Raw genomic sequence first — 14,038 nt, 5'->3', positions numbered from 1 at the left:
GCGGCAAGGTGGGACCCCGTGCGGACGGGGCCCCGGGGTGGGCTCAAGGGTCAACCGGCGGAAGATAGGCTTCGGTGGACTTGCACCGGCTGAGTCGCTCCACCTTGAACGAGAGGCTTCGCGGCGCGCGTACGGCGATACGTGATCGCCCGCCCTCCATCGGCCCTACGACGATCTCGATGCCGGCGGTGCGCAGCATCTGCACCAGTTCGGCATCGCTGAAACCTTCCATGGCTTTGAGTCTGAGTACATCTCCTTCCTTACGAACCCCCATATGTAACTGCATGGCTGCAATATCCTGTCTCCGGTTTGGGTTCGGAAAGCATCTCGCCACACCGCTCCGGGGTCCATGAGCAGCAGAAAAATCAGAGTTTTCGTACTTGGTGCCCTGGAAGTAGGGAATCGTCGTGATGGACGAAGACTGCAGCCGTGATGGTCGTTTCGTGTCGGGGAGGGGTTGCGGGGCGTGCCGGCGCCCCGCGGGAGGCGTCAGCTCTCGTCGCTGTCGTCGTCGTCGGTGCCGTCCACCTTCATGCCCAGCTCCTTGATCTTGCGGGTCAGGGTGTTGCGGCCCCAGCCCAGCAGCACGGCGGCGTCGCGACGGCGGCCGGCGGTGTGCTTGAGCGCGGTCTCGATCATGATCCGCTCGAAGGCCGGCACGGCGCTGTCGAGCAGGCTGGACTGGCCGCGTGCCAGGGCCTGGTCGGCCCATTGGCGCAAGGCCTGCTCCCAGTTGGTCACCGGCGCGGCGTCCTGGGGCTGTGTGAGCAGTTCCGGCGGCAGGTCGTCGACATGCACCTCGCGACCCGAGGCCATCACGGTGATCCAGCGGCAGGTGTTCTCCAGCTGGCGCACGTTGCCCGGCCAGGGCAAGTGCTTGAGGTAGTCCTCGGTCTCGCTCTTGAGCAGCTTGGGTTCTACCGCCAGTTCCTGCGCGGCACGGGCGAGGAAGTGTCGGGCCAGGGCCGGGATGTCCTCGCGGCGATCGGACAGGCGCGGGATGTGGATGCGGATCACGTTCAGGCGGTGGAACAGGTCCTCGCGGAACTTGCCGGCCTGCACCAGGGTTTCCAGGTTCTGGTGGGTGGCGGCAATGATGCGCACATCCACCTTCACCGGGGTGTGGCCGCCGACCCGGTAGAACTCGCCGTCGGCCAGCACGCGCAGCAGGCGGGTCTGGGTGTCGGCCGGCATGTCGCCGATCTCGTCGAGGAACAGGGTGCCGCCGTCGGCCTGCTCGAAGCGGCCGCGACGCTGGTTGGCGGCGCCGGTGAACGCGCCTTTCTCATGGCCGAACAGCTCGGATTCCATCAGGTCCTTGGGGATCGCCGCCATGTTCAGGGCGATGAAGGGCGACGCGGCGCGCGGGCTGTGGCGGTGCAGGGCGTGGGCCACCAGTTCCTTGCCGGTCCCGGACTCGCCGTTGATCAGCACGGTGATGTTGGAGTGGCTGAGGCGGCCGATGGCGCGGAACACCTCCTGCATGGCCGGTGCCTCGCCGATGATCTCCGGCGTGCGCGCCTGGCTGGCGGGCGCTTCCAGGCCCTGCTGTTCCTGGGCGTGCTGGAAGGCGCGCTTGACCAGGGACACCGCTTCGTCCACGTCGAACGGCTTGGGCAGGTATTCGAAGGCGCCGCCCTGGTAGGAGGCCACCGCGCTGTCCAGGTCGGAGTGGGCGGTCATGATGATCACCGGCAGGCGCGGATGCAGCTCGCGGATCTGCGCCAGCAGGTCGAGGCCGCTGACGCCGGGCATGCGAATGTCGGAAATGATCACGTCGGGCTGCTGCCGGGACAGGCGCCCGAGCAGGCTGTCGGCGCTTTCGAAGCTCTGGGTGTTCATCCCTTCCTGCTGCAGGGCCTTTTCCAGGACCCAACGGATGGAACGGTCGTCGTCGACGATCCAGACGGTTTCACTACGGCTCATGACGAGGAAGCTCCTTGTTCCAGCGGCAGGAAGATCGAGAAGACGGTGTGGCCGGGATGGCTTTCACACTCGATCAGGCCCTGGTGCTGACTGATGATGTTCTGGGCGATGGCCAGCCCCAGCCCGGTACCGTCCGGACGGCCGCTGACCATGGGGTAGAAGATGGTTTCCTGGAGCTCGGCCGGGATGCCCGGACCGTTGTCGATGATTTCCACCTTGGTCACCAGGCGATGCCGGGTATGGCCGATGGTGAACTGGCGCAGCGTGCGCGTGCGCAGGGTGATGCGGCCGAGGCGCAGGTCGCTCTGCGCGGCGAGGGCCTGCATGGCGTTGCGCACGATATTGAGCACGGCCTGGATCATCTGCTCCTTGTCGATGAACAGGTCGGGGATGCTCGGGTCGTAGTCGCGCACCAGATTGATGCCGCCCTGGCTTTCCGCCTCCACCAGGCTGCAGACGCGCTCCAGGACCTCGTGGACGTTGGTCATGGCCAGCGACGGCAGCTTGTTCGAGCCGAGCATGCGGTCCACCAGGTTCCGCAGGCGATCGGCCTCTTCGATGATGACGTTGGTGTAGTCCTTCAGGTGCTCTTCCGGCAGCTCGCGGGAGAGCAGTTGGGCGGCGCCGCGAATGCCGCCCAGGGGGTTCTTGATCTCATGGGCCAGGCCACGCACCAGCAGCTTGGTGGTCTCCTGCTTGGACAGCTGGGCTTCTTCCTTGGTGATCCGCAGCAGGCGGTCGCGGGGATGGACTTCCAGCAGCAGCAGGGTTTCGCCACGGCTGAGCACCGGGGTCACCGCATAGTCCACGGTCAGCGTCTGACCGGACAGCGAAGTGACCATGGCCTCGCGCTTGGTGAAGGGGTGCGCCTGTTCCACCGCCTGGCGCAGGGAGGTCAGGGCCTCGGGCGATTCGGTGAACAGCTCGCTGATGAACTGGCCATGGCTGCGCTGGCCGCTGACGGCGAGAAGCATTTCCGCCGCCGGGTTCATGTATTCCAGCCGCAGCTCGGCGTTGAGCAGGATCACGGCAGTGGTCAGGTTGTCGAGCAGCAGTCGATGCAGGGCGTCGTTGATGGTCATGGCTTCGGCGCTCGTGGCGATGACTGGAAAATGCAAGAAGCAAACCAAAGCCCTGAAAAGACGCGGGAAAACAGGGTTTCTGCTGGTGGAGGCCGCTTTTCAGAGCAGATCGTCCGGCAGCGGACGAACCAAAATGGGGAGAGTATAGAAAGCGGTGCAGGCTGGCGCACCGAGTTGGTGCGCGCCCGCCGGCCTGCCGCGCGGAAGTCCAGGGTGGGATCAGATGAACGGCAGGATGGCGATGTCGTCATCCTCTTCTTCAGGCTTGTCCTTCAGCGGGCATTCCGGGCGCACGCCGTAGTCGTCCTTCTTGCACGGGCGGGCCAGGCGCTTCTGCGACAGCGACATGCGCACGATATGCACCGGTTGGCTGGGAGTGCGCTCCACCATCCGGCCCTGGTTATCGATGATCTCCACCGCCAACTGATGGGTGCCGCGATCCAGGTTCTCCAGTGGGAAAACCGGGCTGCGGCCGGCTTCGCCGACGGGCTTGCCGTCCAGCAGCAGGCGGTAGCTGTGGTTGCCGCGCAGACCCGGCTCGCTCACGGCGCTGACGATCAAATTGCCTTCGCCGTCGCGGATGGTCGCGTCCGGCTCGGGCACCAGGATGCGCAGCACCTGGTAGCCCTGTTCGCGGGGAATCGGCTTGGGGTAGAGCGGCGGCGGCTGGATGTCCTTCGGTGCGTCCATCTCGTTGGAGGGGGCCATTTCCAGGCGCTTGGCGTTGCCCGGCTTGGGACGGTCGGTGAAGACGCGGTTTCCCTCTTCGTCGATGTAGGTGTAGACCTCGGCCAGTACGGGCTGGCCCAGGAGCAGCAGGGTGAGGAGCAGGAATCGGGTCATCGGTCAGTTGCCGGGGCGGGGTGTGGGGGCTGGCGGGCGCAGCGCCGGGCTGCCGGTGTGCACCCGCTGGACGGTGAAGGTCACGGCGGCGCTACTCTGCACCACTCTGGTGCCGGCGAGGACATCCACCGCCAGGCTGTGCTCGCCGCGATCGACGTTCACCAGTTGCAGGCGCGGCACGTTGGCCGGTTGGCCGTAGGGTTGGCCATCCAGGCGCAGGCGCAGGCTATGGCCGGCGTGCAGACGCGGCTCCAGGCGCACGCCGACGCTGAAGGTGCCGTTGTTGGCGCGCAAGGCTTCATCGTCGGGAATGTCGGTCAGCTCCAGCACCTGGTAAGTCGCCTGCTGCGCGGTGCCGGCCGGCGCGCCGACGGGCTGGCTCGGTGGCTGGGCACCGATGGCATTGGTCGGTGGCAGTTCCACCTTCTCGCTGGCCGCGCCTTCCGGAGGCTGGTTGGTGAATACCGTGTTGCCGTCGGCGTCGGTGTACTTGTAGATCTGGGCAGCGGCGGGCAGGGCCAGCGCCAGCAGCAGGACGGCGAGTAGGGAACGCATGGGGGCGAACTCCGTTCGTGCGATGTGGCTAAGCCTTGCACCGGAGGGATTGGCTGGCAAGGGCGGGATGATCCGGGTGTGCTGCCGAGCAACAAAGGGGTTCTGCAGGTCAGGACCGAGCCGGCGTGAACAACGCCTCCCGAACTTGCCCCGACTGCCTGTAGGAGACTGCCCCAGACTGACGGCTTGATCCGCCGGCTTTTGTATGATGCGGCGCTCCGCTTGGTTTCCAGGGATTGACCTACTCGTGCCGACGCTGCCCTTGCTCACGCTCCGCTTCATTGTCCCATTGCTGTTCTGCCTGCTCCTCGGCCTGCTCTGCGCACCCCAGGTCCGGGCAGCCCTGCCCAATCCGCTGGCCGGAAATGCGTCGAGCGGCGAGCCGGTCAGCAATGCCCAGCTCGAACAGTCGCTCAACCAGGTGATCCAGGCCCTGGAAAACGACAAGCAGCGCGCCGAGTTGCTGAAGAGTCTCAAGCAACTGCGCGACGTCACCGGCAAGGGCAAGGAGGAAAACGGCGGCGTCCTGGCGCTGATCGGCGATACCCTCGGCGACCTGGAAAGGCGCTTCCAGGGCAACAACAGCCCGTTGCGACTGTGGGGCAAGCAGTTCCAGCTGGCCCACGCCGAGCTGGAGGAGCGCATGCCGGACTGGCGTGAGCTGCCGGCCGTGTTCTTCGATTTCACCCTGGTCATCCTGATCTGGGCGTGTCTCGCGGCGGCGCTGCTCTGGGCAGGGCGGCGCATGCGCGAGCGCTTCGGCCTGTCGGCGGAGTTGCCGCACAGCCCCAAGACCCGCGACCTGGTGTTGTTCGCCCTGCGCAAGCTGGGGCCCTGGCTGATCGCCTTCCTTATCACCCTCTACCTGTCCGTGGCGCTGCCCAGCTCCCTGAGCAAGACCCTGGCCATGGTCATGGCCTATGTACTGGTCTGCGGCACGCTGTTCTCCGCGCTCTGCGTGATCTGCCTGTCGCTGCTGGGCGGGCCGCACCGCCAGCGGGCCCTGGACATTCTGCGGCGCCAGGCCTTCCGCCCCCTGTGGCTGATCGGCAGCCTGGCGGCCCTCGGCGAGGCGGCCCACGACCCACGGCTGATCGCCGGTCTGGGCGAGCACACGGCGATCTGCCTGAGCACCCTGGCCAATGGCGCTGCCGCAGTGTTCACGGCCCTGTTCGTGCTGCGTTTCCGCCGGCCCATTGCCCACCTGATCCGCAACCGGCCGCTGGAACAGCGTCTCAGGCAACGCAGCCTGCACGACCTGGTGCAACTGGTCGGCTCCCTCTGGTACGTGCCGGTGCTGTTGCTGGTGGGCACCTCCCTGTTCGCCACTTTCGTCGCCGCCGGCGACAGCAATTCAGCCCTGCGCCGGGCGCTGCTCTCGGCGGTGCTGGCGGTGGTGGCCTTGACCGCGATCGGCCTGATCCGCCGCCGCTCCGCCCGGGTCGGCGAGAGCGTCCGTCGCAGTGCGCCCTACCTCGAGAAGTTGCAGAGCTTCGGCTTCACCCTGGTGCACCTGTTCCTGGTGCTGTTGTTCGTCGAGGTGGGGCTGCGGGTCTGGGGCATGTCGCTGATCCGCTACGCCGAGGGCGATGGCGAGCAGATCAGCATGAAGCTGGTCAGCTTCGGCACCACCCTGCTGGCGGCCTGGCTGGTGTGGATCCTCACCGACACGGCGGTGCAGCACAGCCTCGGCGTCACTGGCCGCAACCGCGCCAATGCCCGCGCCCTGACCATGCTGCCGCTGATCCGCAACGTGCTGTTCGTGACCATCGCGGTGATCGCCCTGATCGTCGCCCTGGCCAATATGGGCGTGAACGTCACGCCGCTGCTGGCTGGCGCCGGCGTGATCGGCCTGGCCATCGGTTTCGGCGCGCAATCCCTGGTGGCGGACCTGATTACCGGCCTGTTCATCATCATCGAGGACTCGCTGTCCATCGACGACTACGTGGACGTCGGCGGCCACCTGGGCACCGTGGAAGGGCTGACCATCCGCACCGTGCGCCTGCGCGACCTGGACGGCGTGGTGCACACCATCCCCTTCAGCGAAATCAAAAGCATCAAGAACTACTCGCGGCAGTTCGGCTACGCCATGTTCCGCTGGCCGGTGCCGGCGAGCATGCCGATAGACGATGCCCTGAAGCTGGTCCAGGACGTGGCCAAGGAGTTGCGCAGCGATCCGTCGGTCTACCGCAGCCTGTGGTCTGCGCTGGAGATGCAGGGCGTGGAAGGCTTCGACAATGGCCAGGCGATCCTGCGCTTTCGCTTCAAGACCGCGCCCATCAAACAGTGGGAAGTGCAGCGGGCATTCAACCTGCGCCTGCGCCGCCGTCTCGACCAGGCGGGCCTGGAACTGGCGATGCCGAGGCTGAACGTGCAGTTGAGCCGGGCACGCCGGGCCGTCGAGGAGCCCGCACCCGAACAGGGCGTGCCGGTGGATGGGGGGATCTAGCGAGGTCATTCCGCTCCCACAACGCTGATCCATCCGCCCAATGAGCGGACAATAAAAAAGGCCTCCCGAGGGAGGCCTTAATGTTGACGCTATTTATAGGTATTCGTGGATCAGACGCTGTAGTACAGGTCGTATTCCAGCGGGTGCACGAAGGTGCGCACCTTGATTTCTTCTTCGCTCTTCAGCTCGATGTAGGCATCGATGAAGTCGTCGCTGAACACGCCGCCCTTGGTCAGGAACGCGCGGCCCTTGTCCAGTTCTTCCAGCGCCTCTTTCAGGCTGCCGCACACCTGCGGGATTTCCTTGGCCTCTTCCGGCGGCAGGTCATACAGGTTCTTGTCGGCGGCATCGCCGGGGTGGATCTTGTTCTGGATACCGTCCAGACCGGCCATCAGCAGGGCAGCGAAGGCCAGGTAGGGGTTGGCGGCCGGGTCCGGGAAGCGCGCTTCGATACGGCGGGCTTTCGGGCTGTTCACGTACGGGATACGGATGGAGGCGGAGCGGTTGCGGGCCGAGTAGGCCAGCATCACCGGGGCTTCGAAGCCGGGCACCAGACGCTTGTAGGAGTTGGTGGACGGGTTGGTGAAGCCGTTCAGGGCCTTGCCGTGCTTGATGATGCCGCCGATGAAGTACAGGGCGGTATCGGACAGGCCGGCATAGCCTTCGCCGGCGAAGGTGTTCTTGCCGTCCTTGGAGATGGACATGTGAACGTGCATGCCCGAGCCGTTGTCGCCGTACAGGGGCTTCGGCATGAAGGTCACGGTCTTGCCGTAGGCGTCGGCCACGTTGTGCACGCAGTACTTCAGGGTCTGAACTTCGTCAGCCTTGGCGACCAGGGTGTTGAACTTCACGCCGATCTCGTTCTGGCCGGCGGTCGCCACTTCGTGGTGGTGAACTTCGACCACCAGGCCCATTTCTTCCAGGGCGTTGCACATGGCGGTACGGATTTCGTGGTCGTGGTCGACCGGCGGTACCGGGAAGTAGCCGCCCTTCACGCCCGGACGGTGGCCCTTGTTGCCGCCTTCGACGTCCGCGTCGGTGTTCCAGGAAGCCTGCTCGGAGAAGATCTTGAACATGGAACCGGAGATGTCGGACTTGAACTTCACTTCGTCGAAGATGAAGAACTCCGGCTCCGGGCCGACGAATACGGTGTCACCGATACCGGTGGACTTCAGGTACTCCTCGGCGCGCTTGGCGATGGCGCGCGGGTCGCGGTCGTAGCCTTGCATGGTGCTCGGCTCGATGATGTCGCAGACCAGGATCAGGGTCGGCTCTTCGGTGAAGGGGTCCAGGACGGCGGTGCTGTCGTCCGGCAGCAGGATCATGTCGGAGGCTTCGATGCCTTTCCAGCCGGCGATGGAGGAGCCGTCGAACATCTTGCCGTGCTCGAAGAACTCGTCATCGGCGTCACGGGCCGGCATGGTCACGTGCTGCTGCTTGCCTTTGGTATCGGTGAAGCGCAGATCAATCCACTTCACGTCGTGTTCTTTAATCAGTTGAAGCGACTTCGACATGTTGTCCTCCAGGTGGATGGGGGCAGGAACCTTGCCTCCCAAAAAATTCGGTGTGAAGCCGGGGCGGGATAGTCCGCCAGGGCGACCTGCCTCACAAGGGAGCAAATTGCGTGCCAGTGCCCCGGAATGGGCAGAGGCCTTAGAACTCAGGCCTGGCGGGGGCTTGGCTGTGATTGTGCACAGTTTTACGCACCGTTTTCGTGCCTGTCGTGGTGCGCGCGATCCATTTTGGTGCGTGCTGGGCTTTGCTGAATGATTTTGGTCAAAGCTTGAACAATTTCCGCTATAATCCGCGCCCCTCTTTTTCGGCCGCCGTCCTCGCGCTGTTTTTCATGAAACTCATCGTCAAAGTCTTCCCGGAAATCACCATCAAGAGCCGGCCGGTGCGCAAGCATTTCATCCGCCAGCTCTCGAAGAACATCCGCGCAGTCCTCAAGGACCTCGACCCGGAACTCGAGGTGACCGGCGTCTGGGACAACCTGGAAGTCGAAACCCGGCAGACCGAGCCGAAGCTGTTGCGCGAGATGATCGACCGCCTGACCTGCACCCCGGGTATCGCCCACTTCCTCGAAGTGCACGAGTACCCGCTGGGCGACTTCGACGATGTGCTGGAAAAGTGCAAGCTGCACTACGCCGACCAGATCCCCGGCAAGATCTTTGCCGTGCGCTGCAAGCGTGCCGGCAAGCATGCGTTCACCTCCATGGAGCTGGAGCGCCATGTCGGCAGCCGCCTGCGCCAGGAGTGCAACGCCGCCGGCATCTCCCTGAACAACCCGGAAGTGCTGGTGCGCATGGAAGTGCGCGACCAGCGCCTGTTCGTCATCCACCACCAGCACGACGGCATCGGCGGCTATCCGCTGGGCTCCCTGGAGCAGACCCTGGTGCTGATGTCCGGCGGCTTCGACTCCACGGTCGCCGCGTACCAGATGATGCGTCGCGGCCTGATGACCCACTTCTGCTTCTTCAACCTGGGTGGCCGTGCACACGAACTGGGCGTGATGGAAGTCGCCCACTACCTGTGGGAGAAATTCGGCCGTTCCCAGCGCGTGCTGTTCATCAGCGTGCCCTTCGAGGAAGTGGTCGGCGAAATCCTCAGCAAGGTCGACAACAGTCAGATGGGCGTGGTGCTCAAGCGCATGATGCTGCGCGCCTCCACCCAGGTGGCGCGCAAGCTGAACCTGGACGCGCTGGTCACCGGCGAAGCCATCTCCCAGGTTTCCAGCCAGACCCTGCCGAACCTCTCGGTCATCGACTCGGCCACCGACATGCTGGTGCTGCGCCCGCTGATCGCCAGCCACAAGCAGGACATCATCGACACCGCGATGAAGATCGGCACCGCCGAGTTCGCCAAGCACATGCCTGAATACTGCGGCGTGATCTCGGTGAACCCGACCACCCGCGCCAAGCCCGGCCGCATCGAGCATGAGGAAGAGCAGTTCGACATGGCCGTGCTCAAACGCGCCCTGGAGCGCGCGCGGCAAGTGCCCATCGACCGGGTGATCGACGAACTCGGCCAGGACCTCAAGGTCGAGGAAGTGCGCGAAGCCCTGCCGGGCCAGATCGTCCTTGACATCCGCCACCCCGACGCCCAGGAAGACGATCCCCTGGAACTGCCCGGCGTCGAGGTGCAGGCGCTGCCTTTCTACGCGGTCAACAACCGCTTCAAGGACCTGGACGCCAACCGCCAGTACCTCCTGTATTGCGACAAGGGCGTGATGAGTCGCCTGCATGCCCACCACCTGCTCAGCGAGGGGCATGCCAATGTGCGCGTTTATCGCCCGGCCTAAACAGCCCGGGCTGTTCGGCGGGAGCATACGCCACCGCCCTCCCGACCTTCGGGCCGCCTGATTCGCACCACTTTCATCTGCGCCGCATAGACTGCGCGGCACACCGAATCCTCTGATCGAGACGCACAACCGTGATCGAAAAACTCCGCAACATCGCCATCATCGCCCACGTCGACCATGGCAAGACCACCCTGGTGGACAAGCTCCTGAAGCTCTCCGGCACCCTCGACCGCAAAGAAGCGGAATCCGAGCGCGTGATGGACTCCAACGACCAGGAAAAAGAGCGCGGCATCACCATCCTGGCGAAGAACACCGCCATCAAGTGGAACGGCTACAACATCAACATCGTCGACACCCCCGGCCACGCCGACTTCGGTGGCGAGGTGGAGCGCGTGATGTCCATGGTCGACTCCGTGCTGCTGGTGGTCGACGCCCAGGACGGCCCCATGCCGCAGACTCGCTTCGTGACCCAGAAGGCCTTCAAGGCCGGCCTGCGTCCGATCGTCGTGGTGAACAAGATCGACCGTCCGGGCGCCCGTCCTGACTGGGTCATCGACCAGATCTTCGACCTGTTCGACAACCTCGGCGCCACCGACGAGCAACTGGACTTCCCGATCGTCTACGCCAGCGCCCTGAACGGCATCGCCGGCCTCGACCACGAGAAGATGGACGACAACATGGACGCCCTGTTCCAGGCCATCATCGACCACGTACCGGTACCGGACGTCGACGTCGAAGGCCCGTTCCAGATGCAGATTTCCCAGCTGGACTACAACAGCTTCCTCGGCGTGATCGGCATCGGCCGTATCGCCCGTGGCCGCGTCAAGTCCAACACCCAGGTGGTCGCCGTGAGCGACGACGGCACCCGTCGCAACGGCCGTATCCTCAAGATCATGGGCCACTCCGGCCTGCAGCGCGTGGAAGTGGCCGAGGCGGAAGCCGGTGACATCGTCTGCGTCAGCGGCATGGAAGAGCTGTTCATCTCCGATACCCTGTGCGACCCGCAGAACGTCGAAGCCCGTCCACCGCTGACCGTCGACCAGCCCACCGTGAGCATGACCTTCCAGGTCAACGACTCGCCCTTCGCCGGCCGTGAAGGCAAGTTCGTCACCAGCCGCAACATCAAGGACCGCCTGGACAAGGAACTGCTGCACAACGTGGCCCTGCGCGTCGAAGCCGGTGATTCCGCCGAGAAATTCAAGGTTTCCGGCCGTGGCGAACTGCACCTCTCCGTACTGATCGAAACCATGCGCCGCGAAGGCTTCGAGCTGGCCGTGGGCCGCCCGGAAGTGGTGATCATCGAGAAGGACGGCGAGAAGCAGGAGCCCTACGAGAACGTCACCATCGACATCGAAGAGCAGCACCAGGGCCCGGTGATGGAGCAGATGGGTCTGCGCAAGGGCGACATGACCAACATGATCCCTGACGGCAAGGGCCGTATCCGTCTGGAATACGTGATCCCGGCGCGTGGCCTGATCGGCTTCCGTAACGCCTTCCTGACCATGACCTCGGGCACCGGCATCCTCACCTCCACCTTCGACCACTACGGTCCGGTGAAGGCCGGCGATGTCGCCCACCGCCAGAACGGCGTACTGGTCTCCATGGCCACCGGCACCGCGCTGACCTACTCCCTGGAAACCCTGCAGGACCGCGGCAAGCTGTTCCTGTCCCCGGGCGACGAAGTCTACGAAGGCCAGCTGGCCGGCATCCACAGCCGCGACAACGACCTGGTGATCAACCCCACCAAGGCCAAGAAGCTCGACAACATGCGCGCGTCCGGCAAGGACGAAACCATCCAGCTGACCCCGGCGCTGAAGTTCACCCTCGAACAGGCCCTGGAATTCATCGACGAAGACGAGCTGGTGGAAGTGACGCCGAAGTCCATCCGCCTGCGCAAGAAGCTGCTGAACGAGAACGACCGCAAGCGCTACGAGCGCAGCAAGGTCTGATCCTCGCGCAGTAACTGAAAAGCCCCCGCCGGAGCGATCCGGCGGGGGCTTTTTCTTGGGCGATGCCAAGGCGCCACCTTGATTGATACAGGTATTTCTCGGTGAAGATTAAGGAGCCTCCTACATACCTCCCCAGCGGCCTTTTGGTCTCATTCGTCCCCCAATTTCGATCCGGGACGATTGCAAAGGACTGCCGCGTTGAACTCTGCTCCGATTATTCCCTTTCTCTTGGCGTTGATCGCCAGTGCTTCGGCGTTTTGCCAGGAAGTGTCCCCCGGTGACCGCGACCTGATCCGCGACCGCCAGGAGCGGCTGCTGCAGGAACAGCAGAAACGCCTCGAAGAGCTCCAGCAACTGCCCGGCAAGCCCACCGAGACCGCGCCGGTAGCGCCGCAAGGCGAGGGCCACTGTTTCGAAATCCGCCGCATCGAGGTCGAAGGCGCCAGCCTCCTCCCGGCCAGCCAGCGCGACGCACTGCTCGCCCCCTATGTCGGCCGCTGCCTCGGCGTCCCCCAGCTCAACGAACTGCTCAAGCTCATCACCGACCACTACCTCGACCGTGGTTACGTCACCACCCGCGCCTACCTGCCGCAACAGGACCTCTCCACCGGCACGTTGCGAATCATCGTCATCGAAGGCCGCCTGGAGGGCCTCGACAGCTCCGAACTGGCCAGCGACCGCGAACTGGCCATGGCCTTCCCCGGCCGCACCGGCGAAGTGCTCGACCTGCGCGAGCTGGAACAACTGGTGGACCAGTTGAACCGCCTGCCTTCGCGCCAGGCGCAGCTGGAACTGGTGCCCGGCGAACAGGCGGGCGGCAGCCGGGTGCAGCTCAAGGGGCAGCGCAGCAAGCCCTGGCGCGCCTCGGCCACGCGCAACAACGACGGCGACATCAGCACCGGCGAGCAACAGATGGGCCTGGGCCTGGATTGGGACAGTCCCTTCGGCCTGGCCGACCAGCTCAGCCTGCGCGCCAACAATGATGCGGTCACCGACCGGTGGCGCCACTCCGACAACCAGAGCCTCTACTACAGCCTGCCTTGGGGCTGGTGGACCTTCAGCTACAGCTACAGCCAGAGCTACTACCGCACGCGCAACGACAACGCCGGCTTCGACTTCGCCCTGGACGGCGACAGCAAGACCCACCTGCTGCGCGCCGAACGCGTCCTGCACCGCGACAGCGTCAGCAAGACCGCCTTCAACTTCGGCCTCAGCCACCTGCGCACCCGCAACTACATCGACAACGCCCTGGTGGACGTCTCCAGCACCCGCCTCAGTGAAGGCCAACTGGGCTTCAACCATGGCCGACGCATCGGCTCGGCCTTCGTCAACCTGGATGCCGGTCTGCAGCGCGGCAGCGGTGCCCTCGACGCCCAGGCCGACGGCGATCCCCACGGCAGCGAGCCGGTGGCCCGCTACACCAAGTACAGCCTCACCCTCAGCTACCTGCAGCCCTTCCAGATCGGGGAAGAGCGCTTCAGCTTCGACAGCCTCGCCTACGGTCAGCGCAGCGAAGACGTCCTCTTCAGCCCGCAACGCATCAGCCTGGGCGGCCTCAGCTCGGTGCGCGGCTTCAAGGACCAGTCCCTGTCCGGCGACAGCGGTGGCTACTGGCGCAACCAATTGCGCTGGCGCCGGGCGATCACCTGGGAGGCGTTGCGCCCGTGGCTGCAGGAGTACGGCGCGGCGCTGGCCTACGACCTCGGCGTGATCCACGGCAATCGGCACAACCCGGAGGCGCGAGGCCGCATGAGCGGCAACGCCCTCGAACTGAACCTGCGCGGGCAGTACCTGGCCGCCTCGGTGACCTTCGCCCGCTCGCTGGAGCGGCCGGACCTGATCGAGCAGCGCGAGAGCCCGGTCTACTTCCGCGTCGACGCCTTCTTCTGAAGACGGCGCTTTCGACCCGGCACATCCGACAACCCGCCCCGCG

General features: G+C 65.0%; 10 protein-coding genes. 4 read left to right on the top strand and 6 right to left on the bottom strand.

The genetic code is table 11. The features are described 5' to 3' along the window. Positions 1-43: 43 nt before the first annotated feature. The 5 genes from PJW05_RS24995 to PJW05_RS24975 form a co-directional block, all read right to left on the bottom strand. The gene (locus tag PJW05_RS24995) at positions 44-286 is read right to left on the bottom strand and encodes a hypothetical protein (RefSeq protein WP_271409618.1); all 243 of its coding nucleotides are present in this window, start codon (positions 284-286) and stop codon (positions 44-46) included. A 203-nt stretch (positions 287-489) separates the two neighbouring features. Next, on the bottom strand, positions 490-1,926 hold the full coding sequence (gene ntrC, locus PJW05_RS24990) for a nitrogen regulation protein NR(I) (protein ID WP_271409617.1): 1,437 nt from the start codon (positions 1,924-1,926) through the stop codon (positions 490-492). Next, positions 1,923-3,008: a nitrogen regulation protein NR(II) gene (gene glnL / locus PJW05_RS24985; RefSeq protein ID WP_271409616.1), complete on the bottom strand. Its 1,086-nt coding sequence runs from the start codon at positions 3,006-3,008 to the stop codon at positions 1,923-1,925. The genes ntrC and glnL overlap by 4 nt, the downstream gene beginning before the upstream one ends. Before the next feature lie 219 nt (positions 3,009-3,227). Further along, on the bottom strand, positions 3,228-3,851 hold the full coding sequence (locus PJW05_RS24980; RefSeq protein ID WP_271409615.1) for a DUF4124 domain-containing protein: 624 nt from the start codon (positions 3,849-3,851) through the stop codon (positions 3,228-3,230). A 3-nt stretch (positions 3,852-3,854) separates the two neighbouring features. Further along, complete coding sequence (locus tag PJW05_RS24975; RefSeq protein WP_271409614.1) at positions 3,855-4,406, bottom strand: DUF4124 domain-containing protein; 552 nt, start codon at positions 4,404-4,406, stop codon at positions 3,855-3,857. A 205-nt stretch (positions 4,407-4,611) separates the two neighbouring features. Here PJW05_RS24975 and PJW05_RS24970 point away from each other — a divergent pair, with 205 nt between their 5' ends. Continuing rightward, positions 4,612-6,855 carry a mechanosensitive ion channel family protein gene (locus PJW05_RS24970; protein WP_442969194.1) on the top strand — a complete coding sequence of 748 codons (2,244 nt, stop codon included), beginning with the start codon at positions 4,612-4,614 and terminating at the stop codon, positions 6,853-6,855. A gap of 110 nt (positions 6,856-6,965) precedes the next feature. Here PJW05_RS24970 and glnA read toward each other — a convergent pair whose 3' ends face one another. Beyond that, complete coding sequence (gene glnA / locus PJW05_RS24965) at positions 6,966-8,369, bottom strand: glutamate--ammonia ligase (protein ID WP_271409613.1); 1,404 nt, start codon at positions 8,367-8,369, stop codon at positions 6,966-6,968. A gap of 332 nt (positions 8,370-8,701) precedes the next feature. Between glnA and thiI the strand changes: the two genes are divergently transcribed. From thiI to PJW05_RS24950, 3 genes are all read left to right on the top strand, one after another. Beyond that, positions 8,702-10,156 (top strand): tRNA uracil 4-sulfurtransferase ThiI, encoded by a 1,455-nt coding sequence (thiI, locus tag PJW05_RS24960; RefSeq protein WP_271409612.1) that lies wholly within the window; start codon positions 8,702-8,704, stop codon positions 10,154-10,156. A gap of 131 nt (positions 10,157-10,287) precedes the next feature. Further along, a complete protein-coding gene (gene typA, locus PJW05_RS24955; RefSeq protein WP_271409611.1) occupies positions 10,288-12,105 on the top strand; it encodes a translational GTPase TypA in 1,818 nt (605 codons plus the stop codon). Between the two features lie 198 nt (positions 12,106-12,303). Then, entirely contained in the window at positions 12,304-13,995 is a 1,692-nt protein-coding gene (locus PJW05_RS24950) for a ShlB/FhaC/HecB family hemolysin secretion/activation protein (RefSeq protein ID WP_271409610.1), read from the top strand. Positions 13,996-14,038: the final 43 nt, after the last annotated feature.

It is taken from the genome of Pseudomonas sp. Q1-7, assembly GCF_028010285.1.
Classification (GTDB): domain Bacteria; phylum Pseudomonadota; class Gammaproteobacteria; order Pseudomonadales; family Pseudomonadaceae; genus Metapseudomonas.
Note: the sequence above shows the minus strand (reverse complement) of the source record. Positions and strands in the feature narration are given on the sequence as shown.

Coding starts and splice junctions, on each gene's coding strand:
- thiI (WP_271409612.1), top strand. CDS start 8,702: ATGAAACTCATCGTCAAAGTCTTCCCGGAAATCACCATCAAGAGCCGG.
- glnA (WP_271409613.1), bottom strand. CDS start 8,369: ATGTCGAAGTCGCTTCAACTGATTAAAGAACACGACGTGAAGTGGATT.
- PJW05_RS24970 (WP_442969194.1), top strand. CDS start 4,612: ATGATGCGGCGCTCCGCTTGGTTTCCAGGGATTGACCTACTCGTGCCG.
- PJW05_RS24975 (WP_271409614.1), bottom strand. CDS start 4,406: ATGCGTTCCCTACTCGCCGTCCTGCTGCTGGCGCTGGCCCTGCCCGCC.
- ntrC (WP_271409617.1), bottom strand. CDS start 1,926: ATGAGCCGTAGTGAAACCGTCTGGATCGTCGACGACGACCGTTCCATC.
- PJW05_RS24980 (WP_271409615.1), bottom strand. CDS start 3,851: ATGACCCGATTCCTGCTCCTCACCCTGCTGCTCCTGGGCCAGCCCGTA.
- PJW05_RS24995 (WP_271409618.1), bottom strand. CDS start 286: ATGCAGTTACATATGGGGGTTCGTAAGGAAGGAGATGTACTCAGACTC.
- glnL (WP_271409616.1), bottom strand. CDS start 3,008: ATGACCATCAACGACGCCCTGCATCGACTGCTGCTCGACAACCTGACC.